The following is a 23,828-nucleotide window of genomic DNA, read 5'->3' as shown; positions in this document are numbered from 1 at the left end:
CCCCAAAAACAAAACGATTATGGCACAAGAAGATGATTTAAGGGCATTAGGTAAAGTCATGGACTTTATGAGAGGTATATCAGTGATATTTCTCCTTATTAACTGTTATTGGTTCTGCTACGAGGCTTTTTATGTCTGGGGTTTTACGCTTGGAATCATTGATAAGATACTGATGAATTTCCAGCGTACCACAGGATTGTTTTCATCCATCCTTTGGACAAAACTCTTTTGTGTGGTTTTCCTTGCCTTGTCTTGCCTTGGGACAAAAGGCGTGAAGGAGGAGAAAATCACTTGGCCAAAGGTTTGGACGGTGCTTTTCTCAGGCTTCGTCTTTTTCTTTCTCAATTGGTGGCTGCTGGCACTGCCCATCGGCAAGGTTGGGGCAGCTACTCTATATATCTTCACACTGTCCGTGGGTTATATCTTCCTGCTGATGGGAGGTGTATGGATGAGCCGACTACTCAAAAACAACCTGATGGACGATGTGTTTAACACGGAGAATGAGAGTTTCATGCAGGAAACACGGTTGATGGAAAATGAATACTCCGTCAATCTTCCTACACGCTTCTACTATAAGAAGAAATGGAACAAGGGATGGATTAACGTGGTCAATCCCTTCCGTGCTTCAATGGTACTCGGCACACCGGGTTCGGGTAAGTCGTATGCTATCGTAAACAACTACATCAAGCAGCAGATAGAGAAAGGCTTTGCCATGTATATCTACGATTATAAATTTCCCGACCTTTCAGAGATAGCTTACAATCACCTACTTAATCACTTGGATGCATACAAGGTGAAGCCACAGTTCTATGTAATCAACTTTGACGATCCGAGAAAGTCGCATCGCTGCAATCCTATCAATCCTGCCTTTATGACGGATATATCGGACGCTTACGAGAGTGCCTACACCATCATGCTCAATCTGAATCGCTCGTGGATACAAAAGCAGGGAGATTTCTTTGTGGAGTCACCGATTATCTTGCTCGCCGCCATCATCTGGTTCCTCAAAATCTATGAGAACGGAAAGTATTGTACCTTTCCTCACGCTATAGAGTTTCTGAATCGTCCCTATGCACAGATATTCCCGATACTCACTTCCTACGATGAACTTGCCAACTATCTTTCTCCTTTTATGGACGCATGGGAAGGTGGAGCACAGGATCAGTTGCAGGGACAGATTGCCAGTGCCAAGATACCGCTATCACGTATGATTTCTCCGGCTCTCTATTGGGTGATGACAGGTGATGATTTCTCGCTTGACATCAACAATCCCAACGAGCCGAAAGTGCTTGTTGTCGGTAATAATCCCGACCGCCAGAATATCTATTCGGCAGCCCTCGGTCTGTATAACAGTCGTATCGTGAAACTTATCAACAAGAAGAAACAACTAAAAAGTTCGGTTATCATTGACGAGTTGCCGACTATCTACTTCCGTGGCTTGGACAATCTGATTGCCACTGCAAGAAGTAACAAGGTGGCTGTGTGTTTGGGCTTTCAGGATTTCTCGCAGCTTACCCGAGACTATGGCGACAAGGAGAGCAAGGTGATACAGAACACCGTGGGAAATGTGTTCAGTGGACAGGTGGTTGGAGAAACTGCTAAAACGCTTTCAGAACGTTTCGGCAAGGTACTTCAACAACGGCAGTCCATGACCATCAACCGTAACGATAAGTCCACTTCCATTTCCACCCAGATGGATAGCCTTATCCCTGCATCGAAAATAAGCAACCTTACACAAGGAATGTTCGTGGGTGCCGTGTCAGACAACTTTGATGAACGCATCGACCAGAAGATTTTTCATGCAGAGATTGTGGTGGATAGTGCCAAGGTATCTGCAGAAACAAAGACCTACGAACCAATTCCCACGATTGCAGACTTTACAAACGAAGATGGCTCCGATAATCTCAAAGAGACCATCGAAGCTAACTATCACAAAGTCAAGGAAGAAATTCTCTCGTTAGTTGATTCAGAGATTATGCGTATTAAGAATGATCCGAAGCTTGCTCATTTAATCAAAATGTAATCCTTTCATCTATACATCATTAATTATGGATTTGATTATTCCCAATAAGAATCAAAGGTATGATCTCTGTAAATCTCACAACGATTTCGTTTAAAATTGAGTATATTAATATTATAGCCTATTTTCTCATAATGCATTAAATACGAAAACAAGTGCTTCCAACCTCAGAGGACATAGCCAAGAAATTGGAACTGCTTATCAAAGAATAAGACAAAGGGGGATACTCTGGCGGAGTATCTCCCTTTTGATTTACCGTTTCTTGAACTTGCCACCTTTCAGGTCACTCTCCACCATACGCTTGTTCAGCTTCTCACGGAGTTCATCAAGAAAGTAGGTACGGCTGTCATCCTTGCGGCGTTTCATGTTCATATAGACATTGTAGCAGTTCTTTATCTCCACTCCAAAGATTTCACAAAGAACATAAGCTAATTCCTCCACACCTATTTCTCCATCATTGATACAGTCGCAGGTGTCGAGAGCATAAAGGAGTTCAACTAAGTCGGTTGCCTTAGCTGTCCAACGAATACAGAAGGAATTGGATCGCAGATTCGGAGGTGATAAAGATAAAACTCCTTGCATTCGCATATACCATAATTCTAACTCCTTGTCAATGACGTATAGCAGCTCTGATACATTTTTTCCCCATCTCCGTTGTTAATCCGCTCTTTTCGCAGATTGTTTGCAAATGGAAACGAGTGTAACAAAGAGTCCGAAATAAAGACTGTGGATCTTTTTCCGTGTCGCTTAGTCTTATTACATTTTCGATCAAACTATCACAAACAGCCCTTGTTTGGGTTGCTGTCAAATCACTTGAAATGAGTTGTTCAAATGTTGTTGTTTGTATGAGCCTTTTTATATTCATATATTGTAAGCAATAAAAAGAATGAAGGACAAACCGTCCTAATGATATCATTCTTAGAGATACGGATATGTTCTCTATATAAGGATATTGGACAGATTGCCCTTGCCGCAAACAGAATATATATTCTAAATAGCTTATTCTCCGAAATAGTGCATTTGCCAAGCCTGTCCTTCCGTCGTAATAACAGCCTTGTCGCTTGCCGTATTTGTTTTAGGGTCGTATATGTATATGCCTTTGTCTTTCTCGTTCATGTTACCAAACAGAACCTTGTCTTTGTACTTCTCAATGGCAACCGAATATCCACTGGAAATAGGGATGTTGATTCGCTTCATAGTCTTGGACTTCAAATCCATCATTACGGGAACACAAGCCAAGTCAATGTGTCCTATAGACTGGTTACTTTCCTTGACAAACACATAGGCGCATACTTTGCCATTACCGATATATCGGCATGCAGGAATATATTTAGGACTGACAGAGAAACCTTCTAAAGGTTGTTTACTGATAACCCAATGATAACTGGGATCGAACTCTGTCGTTCCTTTCTTGATTCGCAAGAATCCTGCATCTATTGGTTTATATCCGAATCCTCCCATGCAGGCAATGTAAATATCCCCTTGCTCATCCATAAAGATTGTTTTGCGGTCAATAGGACGGGATGGGAAAGCGATGCCGCTGCTTTTTTCCGTAATGACCTTCTCAAGTTTATCTGTTTTAGTATCAATAACAGCCATGTCTGAAAAAGGTCGCTTTTCTGAAGGTAGCCAATATTCACCCACCATCGCATCCAAAGCGACAAATAGCACTCCATCTCGGATAATCATTGCACCGGGACTTGGATTCTTGACAATGGTTCCATTCTCATCCTTCAGGTCGGGAATACAGCCGTTGAGATCAATCTCCCCGATTTGCTGCATGGTGGTTGGATTGAATACCAACAGTTTGCCCAACGCCTGCAATGATACATAAGCCTTATTCTCGTTGAGAATCTCCATGCAAGCGGCGGAAGCTTGTGGCGGAAGAGGGAGTTTTCCTGCTGGTTCGAGTTTACCGTTATTACGGTTGTACTTGGACAATTCTGGCTTGTCTCCGCCCATATAAGCGGGGAATACATAAATGCTATTTTTATGCCCGAACATTCCAGACATGAATCCTCCATAGAAAGCATTTGCATTGTCTACATGCTTGGCTTCTATGCCATCAATCAGTTTTACATGAACGCTCCCTGATTTGCCGTCAGGATTTACCATATTGAAGGAAACGGCGATGTCTCCTTTTAACAGTTCCGGGGTAGGATTTGGTTCATCCTTGCTGCATCCCACAAAACCAAGCATTGCACAAGCTGCAAGCGTGAATTTGAAAAAGTTGTTTTTAATCATAATTTTAAATTTTATATTAAACAATTGAGTTAAAAAATCTTCTAACGATGTACATATCGAATTTTCAGTCCGAAATTTCTTCCGGGGAGAGGGCGATTAAACTCCGACATAATCTTTGCGTTTGTAAGATTGTTAATGTAGCTGGAGATAAAGAGTCGCTCACTCCAAAGACTGTGTTCAATTCCTAAATTGACAGTAAAGGAGGTGGGGATTTTTCTTTCCTGATAATTACTCTGCTTGAAATCGTAGTAATATTCGTGGATATATGAAAAATCAGTCATTATTCGTGTGTTTTGCCCTTTGCCTCCAAACAAATTTTCTTTGTGGAACTCCAGCCCTCCATTCATCATCAAAAAGGGTATGTTGGGCATTCTGTCTCCTTTGGTTGGATTGGGATTTTGAGTTAGCGGTTCGTATTTTCTCGTGTCGCGCAAGTCTTGATAGGTTATATTTCCATAACCATATAGCCAACGGTTAATGTCTGCTTTCATTTCATACTCTATTCCTGTCATTCTCATTTCTCCAAAATTCTCATAATGGGAGCGTATCGGACCTCCGACAAATCGGATCATATCCGTCAGATAAGTATAGAAGCCATTCAATTCCATCTGAAGATTATTCCCGCTTGAGATTGTCCGATTAAAAATCAAACCAACATTGGCACTTCTGCTATGTTCCGGTGTCAAGTTTGTGGATGGTTCTATCACCCAGCCGTCGCCCAATAATTCTTCCTCCGAAGGAAGGCGCACATCATAAGAAAAACTCCCTTTTAAGAAAATAGAGGGGAACAATTGGTAGCGTACGCTCTCACTGACTCCCAAATCATGTTTTTTACAATGTACTTGTTGATAACGGTCTTGCTTTTTTAACGGATTTACTATTGTGGTATGCGTGTTATAGAAATAATGCTTGGCAGCCAATACGTTCATCAGGCGGCTGTTTTTTGTCTTGTATTCATAGGACAAACCATGCGTAGCACTTGTCATGTGAGTATCAAAGCTGTTTTTGTACCCTAAGGCGACGTCTCTCACCACGTCTTTAGGAATGCCATAAGCATAATTGACAAGAGAATTGAAGTTTAACGTGTGCTGACGGGCAAACATGTAATTCAGATTTATTTTACTCATGAATCCATGTTTCCGATTCTGTGCCTGAGATGGATAGCGCCCAACTTCTCCTCCATAAGGAGAAGGGCAAGGGAACGGTGTTCCATCAAATTGATAACGAATCGTAGCCGTATCCACGAAAGAGGTGTTGCCATACGAATACATGAAATCCGATTTCAAGTCCAAATTCTTTATAAGGAAGTCTGTTTTGTCCAAATGAAGTTTACCCATATAGCTCTTGATATCTGTATGAGCCTGCCGAATGTCATATTCTATCCCTTGAATCTGTTTCTGGCTATGAATACGTCCTATTTCGATTTCGACTTCGTCGAACCACCACTTAAAAGCTTTCACTCCAAAGCCAGTGAGCAACTTCTTGTACTGATCATGGTTACGCTTGACTTTTAAATTGTCATAATAGGGAGAATCCATCATGTAATTATTGTCGGAATACGTATATCCAATTCCAATACCAAATAAAAGTCCCAACTTTTCCTCATTATGCTTCACTACAGAATTGAACTTATGTGTATTGAAAGACGAATATCCGTAAGCAATGTCGTAATAACCGGGAGGAAACTCTTTCAGAACGATATTTATCGCTCCTCCTACGGAGTTTCCGCCTAACCATGCAGGTACAATGCCCTTGTAGATTTCAATTCTTTCTATCATATCTAAAGGGAAATCATTTATATCGGCGTAGTCGCTGTTCTCATTCATGGGACGACCGTCAACAAACACCCCGATACGCTTTCCTTCAAGTCCTCTGACAGATATTCTCGCCGAACTTCCTTCACCGCCTCCGTTCCTTACTGTAACACCTACAGTTTTGGCGAGTATTTCGTTGGCATTACTTACAGTACCCTGTAAGTCCTTTGCTGAAATTACAGAAACGGGAATTGTCGATTCTCGCATCCTTTGCTCCTTGCTTTTCCCCACAACGACTACTTCATGCAAAGAGGAGGAAGTTTCTGTAAGAAAGACAGTAATCGATTTTGTAACCTTTCGACATTCCAAAAGCTTTTTCTCATCCTCGTAGCCAATATAGGAGAACAAAAGTTCATGTTTCCCTAAGGGTAGTTTTAATGTAAATTCTCCCTTGCTGTTCGTTGTTGTTCCGTTTTTTTGCATCTTGCAACATACAGAAACCCCTTCCAATGGAATCCCTGTTTTCTTATCCTTCACAACTCCACAACACTCATAAAGATCTTCATTTGATTGTGCCATAACCATGCTTTCAACAAACGTCAAAGCAATAAAAATCAATGAGACCCGGTAGACCCAAGAGAGTTGTTTGGCAATACTATTTCTTCTCATTGTCGTTTATTTCTTAGATTGGAGCAGTACCATTTGTTTATATATACCATCTTGATTTATCAGTTCATTATGATTTCCGCATTGTACGACACGCCCAGCCTCAAGAACTACGATCTTATTGGCATTTGATATCGTACGCATTCTATGAGCTATAATAATTACGGTTTTGTTTTTTGTCAGGCAGGATATCGCTTCTTGGATTTTGGTTTCATTTTCGACATCCAAAGAGGCGGATACTTCATCAAGCAATATAATGGGAGCATCTTTTAACAATGCTCTGGCGATAGATATTCTCTGTCTTTCACCTCCGGAAATCGTGGTTCCATTTTCGCCGACAATCGTATCAATACCATTCGGTAGACGCTTTATAAACTCATCACATCCTGCAGCATGTGCGGCATCCATGATTTCTTTGTCTGTCGCATCCTTTTTTCCTATTCTAATGTTTTCTTTCAGGGATGTATTAAAAAGGGTCACATCTTGAAAGACGATAGAATAGTATTTCAGCAATTCCTCTGAATCAAAATCCTCCACACGAATGCCTCCAATGGTAACTGTGCCCGAATTGGCATCCCAGAAACGGGCTGCTAACTTTGCAACTGTACTTTTGCCGCTTCCGGACGGACCGACCAATGCTGTAACTTCTCCTTGTTTGGCAGTAAAGGACACATCTTTCAGAATTGAATCAGTTCTATTGTATCCGAATGTTACATCCTTAAACTCTATTTCAAAATGAGTAGGAGTAATATTCCGTGCAGTATCTTGAATGGGATAATTGATAATCTCATTCATTCGGGTTATTTGGCTATTTACATTTGTGATATGTGCAATGTATTCGAATATGGAAATAACCGGATCAAATATTCTGGAAGCGACTATCAGATACATAAAAAATAACATTGGGGATATTTCTCCTTTTGTCAATAATGCTGTTCCAACAATGACTAAAGTTACGAGTCCTAATTTCAAAACTAACTGAGCAGAATTAGCGATGAGTGCCCCTAATAAGTTAGATTTTATTTGGGTTCTTTCTGCTATTGCTAATTGTTCGTCCAATCCATCCAAATAACGTTTTTCTCCATTGGCAGACTTAATTTCGTGTATACTTTCTAATCCCTCTTGAAGCAAATCTGAGGTTTTCCTTTTCTCCTCAAAATGCACATGATTGTATTTCTTTTGAATCTGTTTGGTTCCTAATATCAAAATAAATGCTACCGGTATAACCCACAACAAAGACAACGCCAGTTGCCAACTGGTTATAAACAGAGGGATAGACATTATAATAAGAGCAATGGTAGAACCGAATAATTGGGGGATGGCATGTGAAAAAGCCTTCTCCAAATCTGCACAATCTGACATTATTGTATTGGTCAAATCGGATAAATCTTTTTTACCGAAGAATGAAAGGGGTAGGCGACGCAGTTTTTCTGCAAGGTGAATACGTCTATTGGCACTTTCATAGTAAGTGCTGACATAAACACTTTTGTATTGAGCTTTGGCGACTACTCCCATTACAAATAACAATAGTATTCCAGTTCCGACATAAAAGATTATAGGGACTTCAAAATGATATATATCTTTAGATAAGTATTCAATAGTAGTAGTCAGAACATAAACTACAAGACCTATTGGCAACATGAACGAAAGGTCTAACAGAGCCGACAACAATGTTCCTTTCAATAACTGGACAGCTCCTTTATTTGTTAGTGCGAACTTTTTTTCTAAATATTTTAGCATGATTATTTTATCTTATATTTTCCAACTAATTGATTTTTGATATTCTGCCCACATACTTGCATACACACCATTTTGTGCTACCAAATCCGAGTGCGTACCCATCTCTTTTATCTCAGAGTCTTTGACTACAATGATGCTATCTGCGTCTTTGATAGTGGATAGCCTATGAGCAATTGTAAGTACTGTTTTATCTTGTGTTATTGCGGAAAACGCCTGCTGGAATAGATGTTCATTTTCAGGATCGGAAAATGCCGTTGCTTCATCAAGAATGATGATAGGTGCATCTTTCAGTATAGCCCTTGCGAGAGAGATTCGCTGTTGTTCTCCACCGGACAAGTAAACTCCCTTTGTCCCAATAATAGTATTCAACCCATCGGGCATTTTTTCTATGATGTCCTTACACTGGGCTATAGCTAAAGCTTTATTGACTTCCTCTATTGTCGCATTAGGCTTAGCATATCTTATGTTATCCAATAAACTCATCTTGAATAACTTCGAACTTTGAAAAACGAAAGTAATGTAGGACATCAGGTTTTTGCTCGAAATATTCCGAATGTCAATACCGCCAATTTTAATACAGCCTGAATTGACATCAGCAAAGCGAGGTATAAGTTTGGCTATGGTTGATTTTCCTCCGCCCGAAGCTCCTACCAATGCTACCGTTTTTCCTTGCGGAATGGTAAAGCTGACATTGTTTACAGCTTGTTTCTTTTTTTCTTGAGATTGATCATCCGTATATGAGAAACTCACATTTTCAAAGGTTACGGAAAAGTCCGTAGGAATATACTCTTTATCTGTCGCAACTTCTTGTAGTGTAGGATGAGACAAAAGATTGCCAATTCTGTCTATTGCTTCTCTTGCAAGACTGGCAGCTTCTCCTAAATGCATTATCTTATTCATTATAACGACACATAGGGGAGTGAATATCACATAGAAAATAAAGGGATTGATTAGGGCTGCACTTGAATATCCTAATTTTAGCAATAGGACAAACAGGAAAACAAAAGCTATGGACATACCTTGTATTGATAGAATGAACCCTCGCATAGGATTACAGCAACTCAATGCATATTTATATGCCCAATCCCTATATCTCAAAATGGCATCGTGAAATCCTTTGAATGAGAAAACAGATTGCTGGAATGTTTTTACCACAGGTATTCCTCTGATATATTCTACCGCTTCCGTATTCATGTCTTCAAGAGCATTCATATATTGTCTCATACTATTGCTTTTTTCTCCTCCCATCATACGTTTGATGAAAAAGGCACTCAAAAGCAATAAGCAAAGAGTTACAACTCCGAATCTCCAATCGAAAACAAATAAAGCGACAATAAAAACAATAGGCATTGTTATTGCTGCAACTAAATCCGGTAACTGATGTGCCACAAAACTATGTGTGATACTCACGTTGTCATCAATGATTTTGCGTATTTTCCCTGTTGTGTTCTGATTGAAGAAAACAAGAGGAAATGAAAGAATTCTCTTCATAGCCTGATATCTCATTTCCCGTTCTATTCGAAAAGCACCCAAATGGGAAAAGGTAAGAGATAGAAAATAGAAAAAGATTCCACCGCAGGCGAAAGCTAATGCAGAATATGCATATTGACTGATTACGGAAGGATATTCCCCTTCGTGTATGTGAGAAATTACCTCGTCTATAATGTAATATATATATAGATAAGGGAACATGCTACACACGGCACTCAATCCCGAAAGAAACATTGCAATGGGAATGAATGATGACTTTTCACCTGCATAACGCTTTATAGCGTCAAATAAATTTTGATTCATGACAGTATGTTATAGGTTTCAATTTTTATATAGGACGATTTCTTGATTTTGTACTAAAAAATGAGAGTCTGATTTCTCAGACTCTCATTAAATACTTCCATCCGGCTTTCGTATAACTCGAATAGGTTTCCGAAAATGTTTGTAGCTTCTCTTTGGGAATTTTTCGATGAAGAATAAATTCCTTTATGACTGAAACCTGCATTGCCGCATACACATGCATAAAAAATGGATCTATACTTGAATTTATCTCAGGATAAATCTCTTTCATTCTACGAATATACTCTATCCCCATAGCTGTGAATTTTTGAATTAACACCTCTGAATAATTCTCGAAAGAAGAACCTCTTGCTCCAAAAAACAAAAGATATAACTCATCGCTATTTTGAGAAACTAAGGGTGAAAAGTGCCATAAAATAGCATCGTTATGATGTTCTTCCTCAAAAAAACACTTGTTTAGCTTTGATGCTGTATTGTGACTATCTATTAGTTGTTGAATTTGTTCTACTACAGGATATAAGACATCATGGAATAGCTCATCTTTAGTCTTGTAGTAATAGTATATATTCCCTAAAGCCATTCCCGTAATAGCAGAAATGTCCCTCATAGAAACTTTTTGGAAGCCTCTTCTAAGAAATTCTTTCTTTGCCAAGAGAAGTAATCTCTCTCTCGTTTGATTGTCTTTACTCATAGTGAATAGTACAACGTCTTAATTTCGTGCAAAATTAAAGCATCTATCAGTTTCTCGCAATACCCAAAAATGGGTATTTTTCAATTTCATCTTTACGTCTTCTGAATATTATAGGTACGCAAAAAGGAGAATTTCCAACATAAACATATAGATAGGTAATTCTTCCTAAAAAGCCACTTCTATCCATATCGACGCCACAAGTACGCAGTTATCTCCAACTGCTAACACACACGGTTTCTTTGGTTTACTTTTGTCCGTTCACCGCTGTTGGTGCCATTAAATACATAGTAACATGGACGAAAAAATCAAAGACCAAGAAGTCCTTTTGGTCAAGGAACAGAAGGACGAAAATCTCAAAGCCGTCGCAGGTACAGACGAGAAAGGCGGACTGAAAACGGTTCCGCCCACCGCCGATCATGAACAGAGCTTCCTGAAGTTCGACAAGCACAGTAATGCGCTGGAAAACTTCCTTTCAAACTTCATGCGGCAGTTCAAGCACCCCACACCGCTGAACTTCTTCAAAGTGCCTTTTGAGAGTGCCGTTGCCAGCGCACGGGTTCTCTCCGAGATGCTCAAAGCTCTGGAAGTCCCCTCCAATAATGCCAGTTCGAGATAAAAAAATTCCCTAAAAAGTTGGTAATCTCGCCATTATTTTGCAAATTTATGGTTGAAAATCAACAATTTACAAACATATATAGTGATGATTACCACTGACAAAGTTACATAAATATTCTGTGTGTTGGATGACTTCTGCAAGAATTTAGATACCGAATTAACTAAAAATCTCCATATCGCCCCATGGACTAGGGATATAAGCGAATGAGAAACTGCAAAGGGCAAATGTCCAAAAGCGAAATCATGACCATCCTGCTGTGCTACCATTTTGGCTCATTCCGCAACTTCAAGCACTATTTAACGGAGCGAAAACGTATTTGTCTTTATACATATGCAGAATCTGATGATCCCCTGCAAAGGAACAAATTCAAATCCTTAGACTCAGAAAAACTTTGCAACTAGCTAAATTCAACTATTTCAAAGAACAATTACTGAGTTTAAGTGGACAGCAGTGATAATGCTTAAATCCTTATAAAATGACACCTCGTTTTTATATTTTCTATCTTTATCTTAGTATGTCCTGATTTTTCCTTCATGACTAGTTTGGAAGATTTTTCACTATAATTTTGTTGTTCGAAACTCTATACATATAATAGTAACAAATTATGGAATCAAACAGCAATGACAACTATGTGCTGGTATTGGAAGACCGCACGGAAGTAAAGAACGAAAAGGAAGCAGGCAAGCTTTCCGTAGTTTCTGGTATTGACGACAAGGGTAACCTTAAAACCACCGAAGCAATCGCTGCGAATCAGGCAGCGTTCTTGAAGTTTAACAACAAGGACGGACTTCTAAAAAACTTCATGAGCAATTTTCTCCGTCAGTTCAACGACCCATCTCGTTTCGGACTGTACAAAGTTTTGGCAAACAATGTAGAACAAGGTGTGGACAATCTTCGCACCATGTTGCAAAGTCGTGAAAAGCCAGAAAGCAAACAGCAGCTGACAGAGATTGGAGTATCCTTTGAAGATTATTTGCCGCAAAAGAAAAACGCCACAGTCATTGACGAATCGAAGATTGATTGGAAACAACTCAATGACCTCGGTCTTACCCGTGAACGACTGGAACAAAGTGGAGAGTTAGAAAAGATGCTTTCTTGGCAGAAGAGTAACCTTGTTACTATTGCCGTACCTATTGGTGATACAACTATCTACACCGAAGCACGTCTTGCATTCCGCACGGACGATAGCGGCAATGTCGGCTTGGCTATCCACCCTTTACGCAAGGAGCCACAGCTCGACTTCCCCTATATGGGCTACAAGTTCTCTCCCGAAGAGAAAGAACAACTACTCACTACGGGTAATCTGGGTAAGACAATCGAAGTAACATCCAAGAACGGCAATGCTTTTTCTGCCTATGTCTCCATCGATCCACAGACCAACGAAATTGTTGCCTTACGTGCCGACCGTGTGAATATCCCCAAGGAAATCAAGGGTGTTACCCTTTCTGACGCTCAGTATAAAGACCTTGTGGAAGGCAAAGCCGTGAAAGTGGAAGGTATGACTGCCAAGAGCGGCAAGTCTTTTAATGCCACGCTTCAGGTCAATGCCGAGAAGAAAGGCATTGAGTTTATCTTTGGCGATAACAAGAGTTTAAGAGAACGACAGGAACACAAACAGGCTCAGCAACAAGGCGTACCTCACAAGCTCTGCGGCTTGGAACTATCTGAGAAGCAGCGTGAAGCCTTGGATAGCGGTCGCACACTCTATTTGAAGAACATGGTCGATAAGGAGGGCAAGTCCTTCAATGCCTACGTCCGTATGGACAAGGAGCAGAACCGCCCACGTTTTTACAAGTGGAATCCTGACAAGAAGCAGGATGCTGGTAAGGAAAAGGTCGTAGCTGTGGCAGAAGAACACAAGACGCAGGTAGCCGTGAACAACCACGGCAAGACGAACGAAGCCACCAAGAATGTGAAAGAACCGCTGAAAACGGGACAGACACAGCCTACTGCCGAGCAGAAGCAAAAGCAGGACGAGAACAAGCAGAAAAAGTCCCGTGGACGTAGAATGTAACCTTAAAACCATTCAGCACTATGATTACCTGTATTATCGCCGAGAAACCCTCGGTAGCCAGAGATATAGCCCGCATTGTTGGGGCAACAAACAAGCAGGATGGATATATGGAAGGAAGTGGGTATCTCGTTACATGGGCAATGGGACACCTTATTACCCTTGCCATGCCTGAAGCCTACGGTTTTGCAGCCTATAAAGCCGAAGACCTGCCCATCCGTCCCAATCCTTTCCAGTTAATCGTCCGTCAAGTGCGCAGGGACAAGGAATTTGTATCAGATCCTGCTGCATTAAAGCAACTTAAGGTCATCCGTTCCTGCTTTGACAAAGCAGACCGCATCATTGTAGCCACCGATGCAGGGCGTGAAGGTGAGTTGATCTTTCGCTACATTTATCAACATCTTGGTTGCAGAAAGCCTTTCGACCGTCTTTGGATTTCATCACTGACAGACAAAGCTATCCGTGAAGGACTTTCCAATCTTAAGCCGGGAAGCCATTACGACAATCTCTATTATTCCGCCAAGGCAAGAAGCGAAGCCGACTGGCTCATGGGCATCAATGCAAGCCGTGCATTGTCTATCGCCCGCAAGGGAGGCTATTCCTTGGGACGGGTACAGACCCCGACTCTTGCTATGGTCTGCCGTCGGTACATAGAAAATCGTGATTTTTCTTCCGTACCCTATTGGAAAATATCCGCCCTTACAGAGAAAGAGGGCGTGTCTCTGAAAGCCGTTGGCTGTAAAGACTATGAGAGTGAAGCATTGGCACTGACTGATCTCGCTACACTTCGCAGTCAGAGCCAGCTTACAGTGGAATCGGTCGTAAGAAAGGTGGCTGGTACACCGCCACCACTCTTGTACGACCTTACTGCCTTACAGAAGGATGCCAACAGACGCTACGGCTTTTCAGCGGACAAAACCCTCTCAATAGCCCAAAGCCTCTATGAGAAGAAAATCACGACCTACCCCCGCACAGGCAGCCGATACATCAGTGAGGATGTCTTCGAGGAAATACCCGCCCTACTGCGCAAAATAGGAGAAACGATAGAAACACCATTAAACCGCCATTCGGTGGACAACGCAAAGATTACTGACCACCACGCCATTATTCCTACAGGAGAAACGCCTTCAGGAATGTCGGCAGATGAAACAACTATCTATCAAATGGTAGTCAGTCGCTTCATCGAAGCATTTTCTCCCGATTCAGAAGAAGAGCGTATGCAGGTACGTTTCACGGACGGCAACAGCACTTTTGCTTGGAAAGCGTGCCGACAAATCTCCTTGGGCTGGAAAACCGTACAGGAAGGTAAAGAAGCGGAAGCTGAAAAGAAAGAAGATGGTGATGAACAGGTTTTGTCTTCATTACCAAACCTGACAGAGGGAGAAAACTTGCCAGTCCTTGATGCAGAAGTCATCGAGCATAAGACCAAGCCAAAACCACTCTATACGGAGTCTACTTTACTTTCTGCTATGGAGAATGCAGGTAAGGATGTGGAGGAGTCAGACAAGCGTAAGGCAATGGCGGAATGCGGTATAGGAACACCTGCTACCCGCGCCAACATCATAGAAACACTAATCCTTCGTAATTATATTCGAAGGGACAAGAAAGTAATCATACCTACCGAGAAAGGCTTGGCTGTCTATGAGATTGTCAAGGACAAGAAGATTGCCAATGCAGAGATGACAGGTAGTTGGGAACTGGCTCTTGCCGCTATTGAAGCAGGGCAAATGCCGGCGGAGAAATTCGCGCAAGGCATCAACTCATACATCGGCACCATCTGCGAGGAACTCCTCTCGCTGGCTCCCAAACAGAAGTCTTATCCCACCTATCGCTGCCCCAAGTGTGGCACTGAGAGCGTGGGCATCTATGCCAAGGTTGCCAAATGCAGACATGAGGACTGTGACTTTCATATCTTCCGTGAGGTTTGTGGCACACTTCTCACAGAGGACCATATCCGGGATTTGCTAACCATAGGACGTACACCCATTCTCAAAGGATTGACCAGTAAGGCAGGCAAAAAGTTCAACGCCCGACTTGTCCTTAATGAAGATTACACCACTTCTTTTGAATTTGAAAACAGGAAAGGAAAACAACGAGGGAGATAATCCCTATAGAAACAAAGCGGAACAGAACAGGTCGAAAGGTGATATACTGTTATCTTCCGACCTTTTTCCTCCTTAATTAAAAAGAAAAAATTATGGCATACAATAAGAAAAACGTCCTTGAAGCCAACACTGAAGCCATCCGTGTTGTGCTTCGCTTGGAAAAAGAACGCCGCGAAGCCACCGAAGCCGAGAAAGACATATTGCGCAACTATCAGGGCTTCGGTGGCTTGAAATGCGTGCTGAACCGATGTGACAGCCCCGATGACCTCCGCTATTGGAGCCAATCGGAGCAACAACTTTTCGAGCCAACCCAAAGGCTCAAACAGATGATTTACCGTGAAGCCGTCGATGCCAACACCGCTAAACGCTATTGGGAGAGCATCAAGACAAGCGTACTGACCTCCTTCTATACCGATACCCGTATCGTTGCCGCCATTTCCGATGCGCTTACTTCTGTAGATGTACCCATACGTCGCTGCTTGGACCCTTCGGCAGGCATGGGAGCCTTTACCGAGACTTTTGCTAAAAGGGCTGGTATGGTCGATGCAATGGAAAAAGATTTGCTCACTGCCCGTATCTCACAAGCCATTCATCCTTATGGGCAAGGCAATATCATTGTCCGCCAAGAACCCTTTGAAGCCATCGGGGAGTTGAAAGATAAGGACAAGTACGACCTTGTAACAAGTAATATTCCTTTCGGGGATTTCATGGTCTATGACCGTGAGTACAGCAAGGGCAAGGATGTTCTTAAGAGGGAATCCACACGTGCCATCCACAATTACTTCTTCGTGAAAGGTCTGGACTGCATCAAGGAAGGTGGCTTGCTGGCATTCATCACCTCGCAGGGTGTATTGGACAGTCCCCGCAATGAAGCCATACGTCGTTATCTGATGCAGAACAGCCGCCTTATCTCCGCTCTCCGACTGCCATCAGGTATGTTTTCAGACAATGCAGGAACGGACGTAGGCAGTGACCTCATCGTCCTGCAGAAGCAGACTGGTAAAGAAATCAGCGAGGGGATTGAACAGCAGTTTGTAGAAACTCTTTCCGTTCCCAAGGAAGAAGGCTCTTCTGTCGTCTTCAAGCATAACTCTCTTTTTGTAGGAGATTGGAAAGACATATCTCATCGCACCATTGCCACAGAGCGCATAATGGGTACAGACCCTTATGGAAAACCTGCATGGGAGTATCGCTTCGATGGCAGCATTGATGATATGGCGGAGAGTATCAGGACACAGCTCTCCTTGGAAGTTGAGCAACGCTTTGACCGCAAACTCTATGAAACAGGCATACCTATGACGGAGGAGGAACGGCAGAAAGAAGCCGAGAAGCAACTGCATAAGTTAGGGATAACGGTTGATTTGCCCAAAGAGGACCCAAAAACGGACAAGGAGGCAGATAACGCCTATAATCTGATGCCCGACAGCATCAGAAAGCGACTACCTAAACTGTACAGCACAGAGAAAGGATTGATAGGCGATAAGGTCGCCTATGCACGCTATTTCTTCCCGATGGGAGCTTACACGGCTTATCTTTTGGAGTACGACCCTAAGAGCCGCATTGGTTTCGGTGCTGTCACGATGGGCTACGGCTGGGAGTTGGGCAATATGTCGCTTGACGAGATGGAGGAAGTGAAGATTCATGGGCTGGGCATCGAGCGCGACCTGTACTTTACACCCAAGAAACTGCACGAGATAGTCGAATTGGAAGAAATTGTAAAAGGGCGATACACCAAGGAGCCGATTATTGAGGAAATCAAGGAAGATGATGCACCTGAAGTTCAGACTTCGACAATGGAAGATAACCTTTCTACGGAAGAACCCAAAGAGGAAGTTCAAGTTGAAAAAATCAGTGAGCAAGTTGATAAAACGGGCGGTGAGCAGACAGTACAGATACAAGAGGCAGGCTCTACTATTGAAGAATCAGTCCCAGAGGGCGTACCCGTGCTTAGCCTTCACCGCCAATATGAGCAGGAAGTGAAAGAAATCCGCACCGACGTGGAAGCCCCACGGGAGATGAACGGGCAGACGGTTTATTTCGATGAGGATCATCATCCCATTATGGACAGTATTGATGAGCGACAGGAAACGGAGCAACCCTCACTGTTTACACCAGAAGAATACAGCCTTTGGACGCAGGAAGTAACGCGCGTGAACAAGGAAATCAAGGAAGCTCCTACAACACAGGTTCAGACAGTCCAAAAGCATCCAGAAAACAAAGTAGGAAAGGAGAACAAGGAAACACACTCGACTGTCACTCCGGGGCGTAAAACCAAAAGAAAGGGCAATAATAAGACCGCCTCCCCTTCATACCTTGAGCCATCCCTCTTTGACTTTATGAACGAAGCCGAAGAGCGGAAGCCACAACCGATAACAGAGGTTAAGAAAGAGTTTGACGCATCACCACGCCCTTTTCTATCATTGCCGGACTCTCACCTGAGAGATGGTTCTATTGTCGTGCAGAAAGGTCAGGTGGGGTTTCTTTCTGACTTAAAGCGACATCCAACCTTTAATCCGATGGACTTGCCGTATGCCCAGCTTTCCCGATTAAAAAGCTATATTGAGATACGGGAGTGCTACCATCGTCTCTATGACTACGAGGCAGAGAACCATGCAGAAGACAAGGAGGATCGCAGCAGACTCAATCACTTGTATGATGACTATGTTGCACGCTGGGGCTACTTCAATCAGAAGGCGAACACCGACATCATCAAGATGGATGCCACAGGCGTGGAAATGCTCTTCTTGGAACGCTCCGAAAACGGCAGGTACGTCAAGGCGGACATCTTTGACCATCCAACGGCTTTTTCTACCACAGAGCTGACCGTTGCCGCAGACCCGATGGAGGCACTGGGTGCATCGCTCAACAAGTATGGTAAAGTGGAACTTCACTACATGAGTTCGCTTTTACCTGATATGGAGGAAAGCGACATCATTTCTTCCTTAGAAGGTCGCATCTATTATAATCCCGAAGAGAATGCTTATGAGGTTGCGGACAAGTTCATTTCGGGCAATGTAATAGAAAAGGCGGAGCGTATCGAGTCGTGGCTCTTGGAACATCCCGACCACGAAGAGGCAAAGCAGAGTCTTGCTGCCCTGCGTGCAGCCACGCCGACACCCATTCCATTTGCAGACCTTGACTTCAATCTCGGTGAACGCTGGATACCTGCCAAGGTCTATGGCAGGTTTGCCTCAGAGTTCTTCGAGACAGACATTAACGTATCCTATCATTCCAATATGGACGAGTACAGTATTGTCTGCGACCGTAAAAATGCCAATATCTGGCATAAGTATGCCGTACAGGGAGAGTTCCGACGCTATGACGGCATCAATCTTCTGAAGCACGCCCTGCACAATACCATTCCCGACATCAACAAGAGCAAGGAGGTGACGGATAAGGTTACGGGAGAGGCCAAGACCATTAAAGTAAGGGACGGACACGCCATACAGATGGCGAATGCCAAGATAGAAGAGATACGGCAGGGCTTTGTCGATTGGCTCGGACGAACACCTGACACCTTTAAGCAACAGCTCGCAGACAGGTACAACCGCCTTTTCAACTGTTTTGTGCGCCCCAACTTCGACGGCACGCACCAGACCTTTCCCGATCTTGACCTCAGACGATTGGGCATTGCCGACCTCTACAAGAGTCAGAAGGATGCTGTGTGGATGCTCAAAACTAACGGTGGCGGCATCTGCGATCACGAGGTGGGAGCGGGCAAGACACTTATCATGTGTACGGCTGCCTACGAGATGAAACGGCTGGGACTGGCAAACAAACCGATGATTATCGGTCTGAAGGCAAACGTATTCGACATTGCCGATACCTTTAGGAAAGCTTATCCCAATGCAAGGATTCTCTATCCGGGCAAGAATGATTTCAGCAAGCAGAACCGCCAGCGCATCTTTAATGACATCAAAAACAACGACTGGGATTGTATCATACTCACGCACGAGCAGTTCGGCATGATACCGCAATCCTTGGAAGTACAAGAGGCTATCTTGCAGAAGGAGAAGGACTCTGTGGAGGAAAACCTTGAAGTCCTGCGTATGCAGGGAGCGGAGATTTCCCGTGGGATGCTCAAAGGATTGGAAAAACGCAAGCAGACACTTGAAGCCAAGTTACAGAACATACAGGACAGCATCGCCGAAAGAAAAGACGATGCCGTGGACTTCAAGATGATGGGTATCGACCACCTCTTTGTAGATGAATCGCACCAATTCAAAAACCTGATGTTCAACACCCGCCACGACAGGGTGTCGGGCTTGGGCAATCCCGACGGCTCACAGCGAGCCCTGAACATGCTCTTTGCCATCCGCACCATACAGGAGCGTTCGGGCAAGGACTTGGGAGCCACTTTCCTTTCAGGAACGACCATTTCCAATAGTCTGACGGAACTGTATCTCCTGTTCAAGTATCTGCGCCCGCAGGCTTTGGAGAAACAGGGTATCAACAGCTTTGACGCATGGGCAGCAGTCTTTGCCAAGAAATCGACTGACTACGAGTTCTCCATCACAAACGACATCATTCAGAAAGAGCGGTTTAGGACATTCATCAAGGTGCCGGAGCTCGCCTCGTTCTATGCGGAGATTTGCGATTTTCGCACTGCCAAGGACATCGGCATTGACAGACCAGAGAAGAATGAGATACTGCACAACATACCACCGACACCCGAGCAGGAAGTTTTTATCGGCAAACTGATGGAGTTCGCCAAGACGGGCAATGCCATAATCTTGGGACGTGCACCACTGAGTGAGAGTGAGGAAAAGGCAAAGATGCTCATTGCAACTGATTATGCCCGCAAGATGAGCTTAGATTTACGCATGATTGATGAAAATGGGTACTCAGACCATATCGACAACAAGGCGAGCCATTGTGCCAAGATGCTCAATGACTATTACCAAAAGTACGATGCACAGAAAGGGACGCAGTTCGTTTTCTCTGACTTGGGTACTTACAAGCCCGGTGGAAACTTCAATGTATATTCGGAAATCAAGAGAAAATTGGTAGAGGACTACCATATCCCGGCATACGAGATACGCTTCATCCAAGAGTGCAAGAACGAGAAAGCCAAGAAAGCAATGGTGGATGCTATGAACCGTGGAGACATCCGCATCATCTTCGGTTCTACCTCCATGTTGGGAACTGGTGTGAATGCACAGCAGCGTGCCGTGGCTATCCATCATTTGGACACGCCTTGGCGACCATCGGACTTGGAGCAGCGCAATGGGCGTGCCATCCGAAAAGGAAATCTTGTTGCCAAGGAGTTTGCGGACAACAAGGTCGATGTCATCATCTATGCCGTAGAGCGTTCCTTGGATAGCTATAAGTTCAATCTGTTGCACAACAAACAGCTCTTTATCAACCAGCTAAAAACAAACACCTTGGGTAGCCGTACCATTGATGAGGGTTCGATGGACGAGGACAGTGGTATGAACTTCTCAGAATATGTAGCAGTGCTTTCAGGCAACACAGACCTTTTGGAGAAAGCAAGATTGGATAAGAAGATTACCACCTTGGAATCCGAGCGCAAGAATTTTCTCCGTGAGCGTGATGCCGCAACGGGCAAGCTGGCGGAGATTGAGAGTTCCGTGTCCTTCCATTCCGACAAGATTAAGGAAGCTAAAGCTGACTTGGCTTGCTTTGAGCAGCGTGTGGAGCGGGACAAGGAGGGACTGCCCGTCAATAAACTGACAATCAAAGGTGTAGAGGACAGCACCGACATAAAGGTCATCGCCGCCCGTCTGCATGAGATAGAGGAAAAGGCTCGTACCAAGAGCGAGTATAACAAGATTGGCGAGGTTTACGGCTTTTCCGTCATGGTCAAGACGGAGAGCACTTCCAAGGACTTGTTCGACTGCTCGGTGAACCGCTTCTTTGTCAAGGGACAGGAAAGCATCTACTATACCTATAATAACGGTAAGTTAGCGGCAGACCCGAAACTTGCCTGCGAGAACTTCGTAAATGCCTTGGAGCGTATCCCTAAGGTGATAGAGTCACATGAGAAGGAAATGGCAAAGGCAGCAGCCAACAAAGACGTTTACATCAACATTGCCAACGGTTCATGGAAGAAAGAGGTCGAACTGCGTGCGCTCAAGGGGGAGGCAGCGGAATTGGACAGAAAGATTGCGCTTACGCTTGCACCGCCAGAGGAGAAAAAAGAAGAGACGGAGAAAGTAAACCAAGGAGAGAATTTGTCTAACAACAAACATTCTATTGAGATTGGAAAAGAGCATCTTTCAGTTCAAGATAAAGAAGAGGATAGTCGTTCACAGAGTTTCAGACCCAAATGGAAACGATAAACATATGCCGAGGGCTAAATAAAATTCAGACATTCAATACGAATGTTTGAATTTTATCACTATACCTGCAAATAACATTTTAGCTTATCTATTCCCTCTTTTTGCTTATCGGGAGCCTGTTTCTTGAGTTTACCTATATTCAGCAATTTCCATTGTACAGATGGATATTGGCTTAAATCCCCTGCGCAACATTTCTCCCACTGTGGTGTTCCATCCTCAAAGGAAACAAGGAATTCCTTGTCTGTATTTGTAAGGATGTCATTTACCTTTTTAATAATAGATTTACGAGTCTGCTCATAGTCTGTATAGGTAAATGGAATATCTGACATTCCCTTGAACTGGTTTTCAAGTGCCTCCTCTTGGTTTATATTATTAGGACACAGGGATTCTACAATAGGTTTGTCGCTTCCCAATAAGCATAAGATAAACCCGTCTTTTACATCTTCAAGCGTTTGGTCTTTCATGTATTTGCAGTCAAACATGTCACGTGGATGCTGACGGCTGAGGGCAGCCGTAATCTTCCCTCCATACAATTGAGAATAAGGAACTATGCGTGCCTTACAGTTGGCTTGAAAATCTTCTTTCGCTTTCGGACAGAGTTCCATGATTTCAACCTCGCCGAGTATGCCTCGTTTTGTACCATTTACCTCTATTTTCACCGTGGCACCATCATACATACACTGCAATTTCCAAACTTCGGATTTATGTACCACATGTATTCCGGGAATGGCACGTTCTATTCTTGTTTTTAGCTCTGCGAGATGTTGACTGATCTTTTCCAAACTCGTCGTGCGTGACTCTATCGGAATATAGGTAAGGTCAATATCAACCGAATAACGTGGCATATTCTGGTGGAACAGGTTAATAGCCGTACCTCCATGGACTGCAAAATCCGTTATCTTGTAAACCAAGGGCATAATGCGTAGTAACAACGCCACCTGTTTTTTATATTGCTGGTTATTCATAATCATTTAATTCTTTTGGGACAACCATCTTATATTTACTGATATATACACCCGACTTAACCAATTGAAGCTTGTGTGTCCCCAACTCAATTTTTGTAAGGTCTAACTCTTCATACCAATAATGCCCTGCCTTTTCAGCCATATATAGAAACAATCTCTTCATCTTGTAGTGTTTTGTCGTCTCTAATAACGATTGAACAATATTAGAGCGCAGAGTGGTCAGTTGTTCCATGATATAGAATAAATCCATATAATCATATTGGCGTGGTGCAAGCAGCAGGCATTCCATAAAAGCCTGTTCCGGAGAGGATGTAAGTAGATTCCAGTCCAAATATGTCAAAGTGGTTATCTGTTCATATATAAAGACTTCTGTTTTGAAAAACTTAAATTCACGGTCGAAAACGTCAAACTTCATCCATCGTGGCATTTTATCACTGCTACCCGTTGATACCATCAACAAGGTTTTTCCCATAGGTACATAATGATTGAATCCCCAGAGTTCCAAAGCTGAATGTGCAGCAATATGAAAACGCTTTCCTAATTGATCGTTAAAGGACTGCAGAGCACCAAAAGCTGACAACTTATCACCAGTACGGTACATAACCCCCTTGCATAGAGAAGACAACCAAGCAGAAGAACGATATTTACTTAACAACTGCTTGGAATAGCCTTGCTCTATAAGCCATGAAGCAAACAACAACCCATTCTTCTGTCCAGATAGAAGCATCTGGTTTATTTTTTTTTCTTTTGATACACTCATAGTTCATCTGCCATTAAAAACTGCTGCAAAAATACAAAAGAATGTTGTAAATGCAGCCAATTGGTTGCTTTTTTTTCTTGCAGGTAAACTAATAGTTGACTTGTAGGAAAAAATTCCAACAGTTATAAAAAGGAAGATAAAAAACATCATATTTATTCTTTAT

The 23,828-nt window shown here is 43.0% G+C and carries 12 protein-coding genes and 2 pseudogenes; 6 read left to right on the top strand and 8 right to left on the bottom strand.

Annotated elements, in window-relative coordinates:
• The first annotated feature begins 19 nt into the window (after window positions 1-19).
• Complete coding sequence (gene mobC / locus HMPREF0645_RS02895) at window positions 20-2,023, top strand: conjugal transfer protein MobC (RefSeq protein WP_007173345.1); 2,004 nt, start codon at window positions 20-22, stop codon at window positions 2,021-2,023.
• A 249-nt stretch (window positions 2,024-2,272) separates the two neighbouring features.
• On the opposite strand, the gene HMPREF0645_RS02890 is transcribed toward mobC, so the two are convergent.
• From HMPREF0645_RS02890 to HMPREF0645_RS02865, 6 genes are all read right to left on the bottom strand, one after another.
• Complete coding sequence (locus tag HMPREF0645_RS02890) at window positions 2,273-2,608, bottom strand: RteC domain-containing protein (protein WP_044123155.1); 336 nt, start codon at window positions 2,606-2,608, stop codon at window positions 2,273-2,275.
• A gap of 411 nt (window positions 2,609-3,019) precedes the next feature.
• Window positions 3,020-4,264 (bottom strand): hypothetical protein, encoded by a 1,245-nt coding sequence (locus tag HMPREF0645_RS02885; RefSeq protein WP_007173343.1) that lies wholly within the window; start codon window positions 4,262-4,264, stop codon window positions 3,020-3,022.
• 41 nt (window positions 4,265-4,305) lie between these two features.
• Window positions 4,306-6,687, bottom strand: a complete 2,382-nt coding sequence (locus HMPREF0645_RS02880) for a TonB-dependent receptor (protein ID WP_007173342.1) — start codon at window positions 6,685-6,687, stop codon at window positions 4,306-4,308.
• Between the two features lie 6 nt (window positions 6,688-6,693).
• Entirely contained in the window at window positions 6,694-8,424 is a 1,731-nt protein-coding gene (locus tag HMPREF0645_RS02875) for an ABC transporter ATP-binding protein (protein ID WP_007173341.1), read from the bottom strand.
• 12 nt (window positions 8,425-8,436) lie between these two features.
• Window positions 8,437-10,218 carry an ABC transporter ATP-binding protein gene (locus HMPREF0645_RS02870; protein ID WP_007173340.1) on the bottom strand — a complete coding sequence of 594 codons (1,782 nt, stop codon included), beginning with the start codon at window positions 10,216-10,218 and terminating at the stop codon, window positions 8,437-8,439.
• A gap of 76 nt (window positions 10,219-10,294) precedes the next feature.
• Window positions 10,295-10,906: a TetR/AcrR family transcriptional regulator gene (locus HMPREF0645_RS02865; protein WP_007173339.1), complete on the bottom strand. Its 612-nt coding sequence runs from the start codon at window positions 10,904-10,906 to the stop codon at window positions 10,295-10,297.
• Between the two features lie 292 nt (window positions 10,907-11,198).
• Between HMPREF0645_RS02865 and HMPREF0645_RS02860 the strand changes: the two are divergent.
• From HMPREF0645_RS02860 to HMPREF0645_RS02845, 5 genes and pseudogenes are all read left to right on the top strand, one after another.
• Window positions 11,199-11,504: pseudogene (locus HMPREF0645_RS02860) on the top strand (hypothetical protein); the annotation flags it as partial.
• A 129-nt stretch (window positions 11,505-11,633) separates the two neighbouring features.
• A pseudogene (locus HMPREF0645_RS14135) lies at window positions 11,634-11,818 on the top strand (IS982 family transposase); the annotation flags it as partial.
• A gap of 308 nt (window positions 11,819-12,126) precedes the next feature.
• On the top strand, window positions 12,127-13,536 hold the full coding sequence (locus HMPREF0645_RS02855; RefSeq protein ID WP_007173336.1) for a DUF3945 domain-containing protein: 1,410 nt from the start codon (window positions 12,127-12,129) through the stop codon (window positions 13,534-13,536).
• 20 nt (window positions 13,537-13,556) lie between these two features.
• Complete coding sequence (locus HMPREF0645_RS02850; protein ID WP_007173335.1) at window positions 13,557-15,638, top strand: type IA DNA topoisomerase; 2,082 nt, start codon at window positions 13,557-13,559, stop codon at window positions 15,636-15,638.
• Between the two features lie 92 nt (window positions 15,639-15,730).
• Entirely contained in the window at window positions 15,731-21,940 is a 6,210-nt protein-coding gene (locus HMPREF0645_RS02845; RefSeq protein WP_007173334.1) for a helicase-related protein, read from the top strand.
• A gap of 59 nt (window positions 21,941-21,999) precedes the next feature.
• On the opposite strand, the gene HMPREF0645_RS02840 is transcribed toward HMPREF0645_RS02845, so the two are convergent.
• Entirely contained in the window at window positions 22,000-22,905 is a 906-nt protein-coding gene (locus HMPREF0645_RS02840; RefSeq protein ID WP_044123250.1) for a nucleotidyl transferase AbiEii/AbiGii toxin family protein, read from the bottom strand.
• Window positions 22,898-23,665, bottom strand: a complete 768-nt coding sequence (locus HMPREF0645_RS02835) for a type IV toxin-antitoxin system AbiEi family antitoxin domain-containing protein (RefSeq protein ID WP_007173332.1) — start codon at window positions 23,663-23,665, stop codon at window positions 22,898-22,900. Before HMPREF0645_RS02835 ends, HMPREF0645_RS02840 begins: the two co-directional genes overlap by 8 nt.
• Window positions 23,666-23,828 lie beyond the last annotated feature (163 nt).

The sequence above is a fragment of the Hallella bergensis DSM 17361 genome, from assembly GCF_000160535.1.
Classification (GTDB): domain Bacteria; phylum Bacteroidota; class Bacteroidia; order Bacteroidales; family Bacteroidaceae; genus Prevotella; species Prevotella bergensis.
Note: the sequence above shows the minus strand (reverse complement) of the source record. Positions and strands in the feature narration are given on the sequence as shown.